Below are 13,025 nucleotides of genomic sequence, written 5' to 3' on the forward strand. Positions count from 1 at the left end.
TATTTGCTGCAGTGTGTTGCAGGGCACTGCGAAGGACAGATGACGGAAGTATCCGCAGGTTGCTCTATACAGCGGAATACATGGGGAACAATGAAATGCGCGGGAATTAGCGAGATTTTACCTGAAATTATTGCAGTGATGACTTGTATTTCACTGGATCAGCGAGTCCAGAGGAAGTCTCCCGCGGGCTCGTCACGCTAAATCACACAAGCAATAGATGGTATCGCTAAGGACTTGGTAGTGATATGCAAGCTTAAGCGGTCGATACTTATTCATATATTAACCCTTTTCACGGTGCCCCATTGAATTACGCTGGCAAATTTGACGCCGCGCTATCCTTGGACGGCGAGGGTTCCAACTCGCCCTCCCGTGTCCATGTCGATTCCTTTACAGCCAAGCCCTTTATCGCAAAGGCTCATGGCCACGTGCCCGAAGGGGCGTTCGTTGTTCCCGATCCGAACCTGATCTTCCACGGCGACTTCAAGCGCGCCGGCGCGGATCTCGTGCTGTCCCACGATGGTCGCGAGTTCGTCGTTCACGATTATTTCAGGGGCGACAAGCGCGCGGCGATTTCGTCGCCGGATGGCGCGCACCTGACCGGCGACATCGTCAATGCGCTCACGGGGCATGTGCAATATGCCCAGGCCGCGCCCGGCGCTGCCGCCGCGCAGGTCATCGGTCACGTCACCAAGCTCTCCGGCAGCGCGACCGCGGTCCGCAACGGCGTCTCCATTGTCTTGAACAATGGCGACAACGTCGAGAAGGGCGATGTGGTCTCGACCGGCGGAGACTCGACGCTCGGCATCACCTTCATCGACGGCACCGTATTCGGTCTGTCCTCCAATGCGCGGATGGTGCTGAACGAGATGGTCTACGACCCCAACGGGTCGAGCAATTCCTCGCTGCTCAGCCTGGTCGCGGGCACCATCACCTTCGTCGCCGGCGAGACCGCAAAGCACGGCGACATGAAGATCGACACGCCGGTCGCCACCATGGGCATCCGCGGCACGGCGGTGCTGACCCAGATCAACTTCGTCGTTCCAGCCGGCGGCGGCGATCCGCAGCCGCAGGCGAGCTTCCAGGTGCTGGTCGAGCCCAACGGCACCACCGGCTCCTACATCCTGTTCGACAAGGTCACGCTGCTGCCGATCGCGACGGTCAACCAGGCCGGCCAGATGATCCAGATCAGCGGCGGCAACGTCACCATCAGCAATGCGCTGATGTCGCCGGACGTGCAGAAGCTGATCACGGACGTGTTCACGCTGAAGTTCACCGACAACAACACCAATACCAAGCTGACCTCGAACTTCACCGATTCGATCACGCAGACCAGCCAAGACCTGGTGTTCAAGTCGGGGTCGGGTGCCGTCGTGATCGCGACCTTCACGAACCTCAATCCGCAGGGATCGGAGGGGCCCAGCAATTCCACGCCGTCCGCCACCCGTATTCCCGGCCAGCCGCTGGTGCAAAGCCTCGATTCCAGCGGAAATGTGAAGACGGCGTTCGCGCTGACCGAACGCGCGGACAGGACCGGCGACACCGCGGATTCCGACACGATCTCCGGTCGGATCACCTTCGTCGATCAAAATCTGGGCGACCGGCCGACGGTGGCGGTGAGCCTCGCCGATGCGCCGAACTACGTCTACCAGAACGCCGGCCATCAGGACGTCACCGGCTCGCTCTCCGCGCTCCAGAAGCAGGACATCGCGGCGACGCAGATCCAGATCAATGTCGCCGCCGACGGCGCCAACAACAACAATGGCTCGGCGGTCTGGACCTACACTATCCCCGACAACGTCTTCGACTTCCTGGCGGCCGGCGAAACGCTGACGCTGACCTACATGGTCCGCATCGACACCAATTTCGCGGTGAGCCCCGAGAGCAAATTCATCCCGATCACCATCACGATCACCGGGACCAACGACAAGCCGGTGATCACCACCGGCGTTCCGACCATCACCTTCGAAGGCGGCACCAGCGTGCCGGGCGGCCCGCTCACCAGCCACGTCCCGACCTCGGGCACGCTGACCTTTAAGGATGTCGACCTCACCGACACGCACACGGTGTCTGTCAAGCTGACCGGCGCAACGCTGCCGGACGGCACCGTGCCGCCGGGCCCGCTGGCGGAATTCCAGAACGCGATGTCCGTTGCGATCGCGGCGGGCGCCGACAGCAAGGGCACCGGCACCGGCACCATCAACTGGTCGCTGGCCGATCTGCCCGTCTACCTCGCCGACTTCATCCCGGACGGCGAGGTCCTGACGCTGACCTACACGGTGACGGTCACGGACGCCCAAGGCGCGACCGCGCAGCAGACCATTACCGTCACCATCACGGGCACCGATGCGCCTGCGGTGGTGTGGATCGCGACCGACCATGCCGGCGCGCCCTCCGGCGGTTTCTGGAAGGACGCGGCGAACTGGGAAACCGGCACCGTCCCGACCATCGATGACGACGTCATCGTCATCACCGATCAGTTGCACGGCCTGACGCCGTCCTATCCGGTGACGATCGACGCCGCGGCCTACGCCAAGTCGATCACGATGAATGATTTCGGCGGCCCACCGCCGAAAGTGATCAACCAGAGCACGTTGACGGTTGCCGGTGCGCTCAACATGAGCGCCGATTCGATCTTTACCAACGCCGCGACCGGCACCATGTCCATCGGCGGCAAGGCCGAGATCCTGGATACGGCCGTGCTCACCAATGCCGGATATCTGACGCTCAAGGGCGGCGGTGATTTCGCCAGCGGCACCACGATCACCAATTCCGGCACGATCGAGCTGTTCGGCGGCACGCTGAAGACGCTGGCCGACATCGCCAATGCGGGTGGCACGCTGAAGGCCGATGCCGGCACCACGTTGATCGTCGATACCGCGACGGTCGATGGCGGCACTGTCACCATTCTGGGTACGCTGGAGCTCGATGGCATCAGCCTCATCGAGAACGGCACGCTGAACAATTCCGGCACGGTCAACGTCAAGGGGGCGGTGGAGTTCGCCCACGAGATCGTCGGAAACACGTCCGGCGGCGTGATCAAGATTCTGGCGAATGGTTGGCTGACGATCGACCAGGGTTCGACCGTCACCAACACCGGCAACGTCACGGTCGATGCCAACGGCAAGCTGACAGTCAATGGCGCCACGATCAGCGGCGCCGGCACGGTCACCGACAACGGCGAGATCGACCTGACCGGCAGTGCCGTGCTGAGCGGCGGCATCCTGAAGAACAACGCCGCACTCAAGGCCAGCGGCGCCGGCAATGCGCTGGACAACGAGACCGTCACTAATGCCATCACCGGCACGATCGAGGTGCAGGCGAACGGCGCGCTGACGATCGACCAGGCCTCCGTCGTCACCAATGCCGGCAACGTCACGGTCGATGCGACCGGCAAGCTGACTGTCAATGGTGCGACGATCAGCGGCGCCGGCACGGTCACCGGCAACGGCGAGATCGACCTGACCGGCAGTGCTGTGCTGAGCGGTGGCATTCTCAAGAATAATGCGGTCTTCAAGGTTAGCGGCACCGGCAATGCGCTGGACCACGAGACGGTCACGAACGCGAGCACGATTGAAGTGCTGGCGAATGGTGCGCTGACGATCGATCAGGGCTCGGCGATCGCCAACACCGGCAACATCACCGTCGATGCGACCGGCAAGCTGACGGTCAATGGCGCGACGATCAGCGGCGCCGGGACGGTCACCGACAATGGCGAGATCGACCTGACCGGCAGTGCTGTTATGAGCGGTGGCATCCTGAACAACAACGGGGCCTTCAAGGTCAGCGGCATCGGCAACGCGCTGGACGGCGAGATCGTCACCAATGCCGGCACGATCGAGGTGCTGGCGAATGGTGCGCTGACGATCGACCAGGGTTCCACCGTTGCCAACTCGATCGGCAACGTCGTTGTCGATGCCAATGCGGTGCTGACCCTCGACGGGGCCACCATCAGCGGCGGCGGCGTCAACGGCAGCGGCACCATCGATGTCACCGGCGCCAGCACGATCGACGGCGGCGCGACGCTCAGCACGAGTGCAGTCATTGCCGATGCCAAGCTGACGCTGGACGGCATCACGGTATCGGGCTCGACGATCACGGACAATGCCAGCATCGAGCTCGACAATACCGTCAAGCTCGAGGGCAACGCCAAGATCCAGGGGGCCTCTGCGGCTGCCAAGGGTGCGATCACCAACACCGGCACGCTGGAGATCGTCGGCGCGGCGACGCTGCTGAACGATGTCCTTACCAACACCGGTCACACCGTCCAGATCGACGACGGGCAGACGCTGACGCTGTCCGGCACCGAGATCACCGGCGGCACTATCGAGAATTACAGCGGCGCGTTGGGCGGCACGATCGACGTCACCAGCAACGGCACGATCGACGGCAATGCGGCCCTGAACAAGGGCAACGTGAAGGTGGAGAGCGGTGTCACGCTGACGCTCGGTGATGCGGCGCTGTCCGGGACCAAGATCACCAACGACGGCACCGTCAAGCTCGATGCGAGCCGGACGCTGACGCTGACTGGCGCCAGCTTGACTGGCGGCATGCTCGCCGTCTCCGGAACGCTCGGTTCCTCCGGCTTCACCACGATTACCGACGCCAATATCACGAACAGCTACCTGATCGAGGCGATCGGCGGCGCGCTGGCGCTGGTGGCGACGACCTCTGCGACCTCGATCACGAATGACGGCGGCACGATCCGGGCCAACAACGCCGAGCTCGATATCAACGGCGAGGCGGTCACCAACACCGGCACGCTGGCCGCGATCAATAACGGCACGCTGAAGCTGATCGCGACGACGGTCGCCAACACCGGCACCGTTTCGGTCGAATCCGGCTCGACGCTCGATCTTGCCGGCGCGACCATCAACGGCGGTACCGTCACGATCTCCGGCACACTGGAATCGACCGGCACCAGTGCCATCAACGGCGCCGATTTCACCAACAACGGCACGATCGACGTCACCAGCGGCACGCTGTCGATCGACCCGACGACCATCACCAACAATCTCCTCTTTGAAGTCAACGGCGCCGGTGCGGTGCTCGATATCTCGGGCGATCCCGTCAACAACTCCGGAACTCTGGAGGCGATCAACGGCGGCACGCTCAAGCTGACTGGCCTGGCGGTCACGAATCTGGGCGGAACCGTTCTGGTCGGCGGCGCGTCGAAGCTTTACCTCTCGTCGGTCACGATCAATGACGGACACTTGAACAACGCCGGCAATCTCTACAGCGTCTCGGGCCTCAACAAGATCACGGCCGCGGTCGACAACACCGGCGGCAGCATCGAAGTTCAGGCGGGCACGCTCGACCTCGCGGGCGGCCTGACCGGCGCCGGCTCGCTGATCATTGACGGTGGCGCGACGCTGGAGCTCGCCGGCGCGAATGCGCAGACAGTTACTTTCGCGGGAGGCACCGATACGCTGCAGCTCGACAAGGTCGCGGGCCAGAGCTTTACTGGCACCATTGCCGGCCAGTCGACAACCGGTGGCACGTTCGCGATCACGGGCGCGGGCAACATCACGACATCGAGCGGCGACGCGCTGGACTTCACGGCGTTGGGCGGCACGCCCGGCGCGCCCGCCAACATCGTTCTCACGCCCACTGGCGTACTGACCGGCGCGGCCAATGGCATCGTCGTCACCCAGAACGGCACCGGTGGCATTTCACTGACGGCGACAAAGGACATCATCGGCCTGAACGGCAATGGCATCACGTTGCGCGATAGCGCAACTGGCGTCGGCAGCATCACCGTCAACAATGTGACCGGCAAGGCGACCGGGACCGGTGCGAATTCGGAAGGCATCCTCGTCGAGAATTTGAACGCCGCCAACAGCGGTGACATCTCGATCACGCAGCTTGGCGGCGCTGTCGGCGGTGCTTACGGCATCGACGCGACCACGCAAGGCGACGGCGACATCAGCATCGACGCCGGCGGCAACATCACGGGAAGCGCAATCTACGGCATCCGGGCGCGCAGCTATGGCGCCGGCAGTGAGTCCGTCACGACCGAGGCCGGCAGCGTCATCACGTCCGGAAGCTCGGGCATCATCGCGGTCAATCGCGCGATGTCCCTGGATTCGTTGGCCGGAAGCACCATCACGGTCGAGAACTACGGCACGATCCATTCCGGCAGCAGCCTCAATCAAAGCAACAATTCGCCAGCGGGCATTCAGGCCGGCTACACCGGCGCGACGACGGGAAGCAACGCCAACACGGACGTCTACGGCACCGTCGTCGTCAACAATCACGCCAACATCACCGCCGCAGGCGGCCAAGGCATTCACGCCTACAACTACGGCATTGGCAATGTGACGGTGAACGATGGAGCCGATACCAGTGTGATCGGTGCCCAGATGGGGATCAGAGCCCTCGCGCTGAACGGCGGTACCGGAAATGTCAGTGTCTCGCTTGGCGCCAATGCGTCGGTGACGGGTACGGCAGGCTATGGCATCGACGCCTACAGCATTGATCAGGGCAACATCAGCGTCTCGCTGTCGGGTAACGACACCATCATTTCCGGCAGTTCGGGTATCCTTGCGGTTAACGAGGCCACCTACATCGCGAGCGGCGTGCACAGCACGATCGAGGTCACCGCCCACGGCGCCATCCATTCAGGTTCGACTTCGAACCTGAGCGGCTCGACGCCGGGTGGCATCGTCGCCGGCTACAATCCGAGCGGCGACGGCATCTTTTCGAACAACGTCCATGGCGACGTCACCGTCACGAGCGATGCGACGATCACCGCGGCTGCGGGCTACGGCATCGAGGCGTTCACCTGGGGCGTCGGCGACGTCACGGTCACGACCGGCGCGACGTCGTCGATCACCGCGGCGGGCACCGCGATCGGCGTGTTCGATCACGGCGGTGGTGACGTCAGCGTCACCAATGATGGTTCTGCCACCGGTGCGGTCGGCATCTCCGCCATTGCGACCGGCGCCGGCGACGTCACCATCATCAATCATGGCGGTATCACCAGCACGAGCCTCGCCGGCATCAGCGTCACGCAGAACGAGGCCGGTGCGAGCGGCTCGACCTTTATCACGAATACCGGCTCGATCGTGGCGCCGAACGCCCACGCGGCGATCTACATCCAGGAGAACTCGGCCGGCGGCTCCGTGCACGTGCACATCGACAATTCCGCCACCGGAACGATCGGACCCGCAATCGCCTCCAACGTGACGTCCACGACCTACGCCATCGTCGAAACCGGCGGCGCCATCGTGATCAACAACGCCGGCCACATCAACGGCAATATCTCGGTTGCTACCGCCACATTCAATAACCAAGCGGGTGGCACCTGGACGGTCGCCGGCACCAGCGTCTTCGGCAATGCGTCCTCGATCGTCAACCATGGTGCCATCGATCTGCACGGTGGGTCGATCTCCGGGGCCGGGCTGAGCATCGAAAACTGCAACGACATCGATAGCTGGGGTACGGCGTCGATCTCAGGCACCATCGCCAACGCCGGCACGATCGAGGTCCATGACGGGGACCTGACGCTGTTCGGCTCGCTGTCGGGCTCGGGCTCGGTCACGGTCGATGCTGGCGCGCTGTTGACGCTCGAGGGCTCGGTGTCGCAAACGATCGCGCTCGCCGGCGACGGCGCCAAGCTTCAGATCGGCACTTCGACTTTTAGCGGATCGATCGCGGAGTTGTCCGCGACCGACACGATCGACCTGTCGACCATCAAGTATGACGGCGGCACCTCCGCGACCTACGATCCCGTCACCGGCAATCTCGTCGTGAGCGATCTGTACGGCCACACGATCACGCTGAAGCTCGTCGGTGCTGACTACAGCGACGCGCATTTTGCTGGCAGCAGCGATGGTCACGGCGGCACGTTGATCACGCTCAATGCAGACGACGACGCGCCGGTCTTCAACGCGGCCCAGGTGCCGCAGAGCACCGGTTTCAGCGAACTCCTGAACACCACCGGCTCATCGACGACCGATCCGGCACCGGCGGCGACCGGTACGATCGACTTCAGCGATGTCGATCTGACGGAGCGGCCGACGGCGACGGTTGCGATCACGGCTCAAACGGTGACCTGGCTCGACGCCGACCACGCCACGCATCTGACGTTGACGCCCGGCGAGATCGCCGCGCTGGAGCAGGCCCTGACGCTCCAAACCATCGGCAAGAACAACGGCACGATCGGCTGGAGCTATTCGATCGCCGACAGCGCGCTCGATTTTCTCGGCGAGAACCAGACCGCGGAGGTGGTCTCCATCGTCACGCTCGACGACCACCAGGGTGAGACCGATACGGCGCAGGTCACCGTGACGATCGCCGGCAAGAACGATGCGCCTGCGATCACGGCCGAAACAAACGACCATTCCGGCGCGGACCTGCCCGAGACGAATGCGGGACTGGCGAAGCAGGGTACGCTGACGGTGTCGGATGCCGATGCCACCGATCACGTGACGGTCGCGGTCGACCATCTCGATATCTATCTCGACGGCGTGCTCCAGACCGACTATGTCGGCGAACCCTCGAGCGCGACGCTGTTGAACTATCTGACCGTGCTGCAGTCCGGCGACATCCTCAACGGCACCGCCACCCACGCCCAGTTCACGTGGGACTTCAATTCAGGCAGCGAGGCCTTCGACTTCCTTGCCGCCGGTCACACGCTGTCGCTGCAGTACACCATCGTGCCCGACGACAGCCACACGCCGACCGGCACCGGCAACGGCGTCATCACCTTCAACATCGCCGGCAGCAACGATGCGCCGACGCTGGGTGACGCGGCGCTGGCCTCGGTCAGTGGAGATGACACCGATCCGGGCGGGACCGCGGTCGGCGATCTCTTCGCCGGCAAATTCCACGACGCCGACGACGGCGCGAGGTTCAAGGCCATTGCGGTCAGCGCCGACAGTGCTACTTCGGATCAGGGCGTGTGGCAGTACGAAATCGCCGGCTCCGATCAATGGGTCAACATTGCCGGCGTCAGCGACACTAATGCGCTCGTGCTGAGCACCGACACCCTGGTCCGCTTCGTCCCGGCCAGCGGCTTCAGCGGCACGCCCGGCTCGCTCGACGTTCATGCCCTCGACGATACCTACACCGGCGAGATCAGTGCCGACTGTTCCCCAGTCTCGATCGATATCGCCAGCGCCGGCATCGGCCATGGCGGCACGACACCGGTCTCGGACGAGGCTGCGTCAGTCAGCATCGATGTGACGGTTCCGCCCGACGTGCTGGTCGCCAACGATGACACGCTCGGCAACGCTACGCCGCCCTCGACGGACGCCGGCTGGGTGCTCGACACGGACAACGGTCACTTCTATCGCATCGTCGCTTCGGAACTGACCTGGGATCAGGCAAGTGCCAGCGCGAACGGGGACGGCGCCTATCTTGCGACCGTCACCAGCCAGCACGAGGCAGATTTCATCGCCAATCTGCCGGGCTGGGGCGACGTCCAATGGGGGGTGTGGAGCGGCGGCCAGAGCCTCGACGCCAATCTGCAAACTTCAAGTCACTGGTCATGGGTCACCGGGCCCGAGGCGGGTTCCGATTTCACATATACTGCGTGGAGGGCTGGCGAGCCGAACGGCTGGGATGACGATACCGTCGCCTACATGGTGATCGAGGATCGCGGCGCCGACTGGAATGACGTGCCGCCTTATTTCGACAATCGCGCTTATGTCGAGGAATGGGGTGGCCAGCAGGGCCAGGTCGCGTTCAAGGGGAATGTCGCGACCACGCTGACCACGGCACAGCTGCTGGCCAACGATACCGATTCCGCGGGCAATCCCATCACCGTCACGTCGATCGGCGATCTCTTCGGTCAAAGCGCCCATGGCGGCACGGTCACGCTCAACGGCAACATCATCACCTATACGCCGGCGACCGATTATTTCGGTTCCGATAGCTTCACTTATACCATCTCCGACGGCATCAAGACTTCGACCGCGACGGTGTCCTTCGCTGTCGATCAGTCTCCGGTGATCGACACGACACATTTCGAACATGTGCACAACGCAGACGATACCGATACGATCACGGGGCTCCTGGTCTCGGGTTCGCCGGCGGAGAGCTACACCGTGAGCGCCGTGACGGCGGGCCACGACATCGGCAGCTCTGTATCTCCCTCGTTTGGAGCCGACCTAACGCTGGATCAGGTCAATTCCGAAATTGCCAGCGTCATTTACGATCCCGGTGACTCGCCTCCTGACAACGACGAGATCACCTTCACGGTGACCGACAATTTCGGTGCGCGCGATACCGTCCACTTCATCTTCAACGAGGCCGGTGACACCTGCCACGGCATCACCTTGCAAGGCACCAGCGGCAAGGACGTCATCTTCGCGACCGAGACCGGCGACACGCTCACTGGCGGCGGCGGCAAGGACCAGTTCGTGTTCGCGCCGGGTTCAGGCGAGAACGCCACGCACACTATCACCGATTTTACGATGGGCCTCGACAAGATCGACCTGCGACAGTTCTCCGACGTCGGCTCCATCGGCAATCTTGCGATCGCCCCGCAGCAGTCGGGCGATACGCTGATCACCTGGAACCAGCAGATCGCGCAGGACGAGGGTCCGATCACGGAGCAGGAAACGCTCCTCCTCAAGAGCGTGGTCGCGGCAAATCTCAAGGCCAGCGATTTCATCTTCCATGCCTAGTGACCGCTGAGGCCCCGGCGATCGCCGCGCATCTTGACCGCGGCGAAAAATCGATCGACCTTCGCCGCCAGGGAATAGCCAATCGCACGCGGACGCTTCATGATCGGAGCGCGAAGCGTGATGCAGGCGGGAAGTCCAATCGGCATGAAACGTCTCAAGATCCTGCGGCGGTGGTTTGCACGGAAGCTCGGCTTTGCGCGGCTGATGTGCCTTGCGCTGCTGGTCGTGTTCGCCGGGCTGCGCGTCTGGGATCCGCCGCCGATTCAGGAATTGCGGCTGCGCACCTTCGACATGTTTCAGCTGATCGATCCGCGCCACAAGACGGTGCGGCCGGTCACCATCGTCGACATCGACGACAAGAGTCTGGCCAGGCTCGGCCAGTGGCCCTGGCCACGCACGCGCATCGCCGACCTGATCCAGAACCTCACCACCAACGGCGCGGTGGCGATCGGGTTCGACGTGGTGTTCTCGGAGGCCGACCGACTCAACCCTGATCTGGTCGCGAGCCAGATGCGCTATCTCGACGATGCCACCCGCGCCAAGCTGCGCGAATTGCCGAGCAATGACCAGATCCTCGCCGAAGCGATCAAGCGCTCGCGCGTGGTGCTGGGCGAGACCGGGCAGCGGGCCATCTCCTCTGAGGTCGATAAGACGCTGCCTTTCACCGGCATCGCCACGGTCGGCGAGGAGGGCGCCGAACGCTTCCTGTTCGAATTCCCCGGCCTGTTGCGCAACGTGCCCGTGATCGAGACCGTCGCAGCCGGCCGCGGCCTGTTCACCATCAGGACCGAGCGTGATGGCCTGATCCGCCGCGTGCCGATGATCATGCGCGCCCAGGGCAACATCATGCCCTCGCTCAGCCTCGAGATCCTCCGCGTCGTCACGGGCACGCCGACGCTGCTGGTCCGGACCGACAAGACCGGCATCAGGGCCGTGCGCCTCAAGGGCGTCGAGATCCCGACCGACAAGAACGGTCAGCTCTGGGTGCACTATGCCCGCCAGGACCCGTCGATCTACGTCTCGGCCGTCGACGTGCTCGACAACACCGTGCCGCCCGGCAAAATCGCCGGCAAGCTGGTGCTGGTCGGCACCTCCGCGGTCGGGCTCAACGACATCAAGACCACGCCGGTGTCCTCGACCATGCCGGGCGTCGAGATCCATGCCCAGGTGCTCGAAAGCATTCTGAGCGCCGCGGTGATCTCCCAGCCGAACTATGCGCTCGGCGTCGAGCTGCTCGCGGCCCTCGTCATCGGCCTTCTCGTCATCATCTTCACGCCGAATCTCGGGCCGGTGCGCCTGGTGCTCGCCGGCGCGATGTTTGCCGCCATCCTGGTCGGGGTGTCCTGGTTCTTCTACGCGCAGTACCGCTACCTGATCGATTTCACCTATCCGCTGCTGTCGACCACAGCGATCTACCTGACGCTGATCTTCGCCAGCTTCGTGCGCGAGCAGCGGCAGCGTGTGCAGATCCGCGGCATGTTCGCGCAATACATGTCGCCGGTGCTGGTCGAGCAGCTGGCGCAGTCGCCGGAAAAGCTGGTGCTCGGCGGCGAGGAGCGCGAGATGACGATCATGTTCTCCGACGTGCGCGGCTTCACCACCATCTCGGAGACCTACAAGCACGATCCGCAGGGCCTGATCGCGCTGATGAACCGCTTCCTGACGCCGCTGACCGACGTGATCATCGATCAGAAGGGCTATATCGACAAATACATGGGCGATGCCATTATGGCGTTCTGGAACGCGCCGCTCGACGACGCCGAGCATGAGCTCAACGCTTGCGAGGCCGCCATCCAGATGCTCGAGCGGATCGACGCGGTCAACAAGGAGCGCGAGCAGGAAGCCGTCGACGGCGGCCATGTGTACATCCCGCTCAATGTCGGCATCGGCCTCAACACCGGCATCGGCGTGGTCGGCAACATGGGCTCCGACCTGAAGAAGAACTATTCGGTGCTCGGCGACAGCGTCAACCTGGCCTCGCGCCTGGAAGGGCAGTCGAAGGAATACGGCTTTCCAATCATCGTCGGCTCCAGGACCGCGCTCGCCGCCAAGGACAAGTTCGCGATCCTCGAGCTCGACTTCATCATGGTCAAGGGCAAGACCGAGCCGGAGGTGATCTACGCCATCGCCGGCCGCGCCGACGTGATGCGTTCGGGCGCATTCCAGCGTCTGCGCAACGTCACCATCGAGATGCTCGGCTGCTACCGCAACCGCGACTGGCAGGGCGCACTCGATGCGATCGAGCGCGGCCGTCGCAGCGAAGATGCCGACACGCTGGAAAAGCTGTTCAAGCTCTACGAAGTGCGCATCAAGGAATTCCAGGTTGATCCCCCGCCCGAGGGCTGGACCGGGGCTTATGCGCTGCTGACGAAGTAGGGCTGCGAGTGTGTGGGC

3 protein-coding genes are annotated in these 13,025 nt (G+C 63.5%); 2 read left to right on the plus strand and 1 reads right to left on the minus strand.

Annotated elements, in window-relative coordinates; all coding sequences use genetic code 11:
* Window positions 1-425: 425 nt before the first annotated feature.
* Window positions 426-10,631 (plus strand): Ig-like domain-containing protein, encoded by a 10,206-nt coding sequence (locus GWG65_RS02640; protein WP_275193762.1) that lies wholly within the window; start codon window positions 426-428, stop codon window positions 10,629-10,631.
* On the opposite strand, the gene GWG65_RS02645 is transcribed toward GWG65_RS02640, so the two are convergent.
* Window positions 10,628-10,777: a hypothetical protein gene (locus GWG65_RS02645; RefSeq protein ID WP_275193763.1), complete on the minus strand. Its 150-nt coding sequence runs from the start codon at window positions 10,775-10,777 to the stop codon at window positions 10,628-10,630. The two genes, GWG65_RS02640 and GWG65_RS02645, sit on opposite strands and share 4 nt — an antisense overlap.
* Between GWG65_RS02645 and GWG65_RS02650 the strand changes: the two genes are divergently transcribed.
* Window positions 10,776-13,007 (plus strand): adenylate/guanylate cyclase domain-containing protein, encoded by a 2,232-nt coding sequence (locus tag GWG65_RS02650; protein ID WP_275193764.1) that lies wholly within the window; start codon window positions 10,776-10,778, stop codon window positions 13,005-13,007. The genes GWG65_RS02645 and GWG65_RS02650 overlap by 2 nt on opposite strands.
* Window positions 13,008-13,025 lie beyond the last annotated feature (18 nt).

This window comes from Bradyrhizobium sp. CSA207 (genome assembly GCF_029051685.1).
Taxonomy (GTDB): domain Bacteria; phylum Pseudomonadota; class Alphaproteobacteria; order Rhizobiales; family Xanthobacteraceae; genus Bradyrhizobium.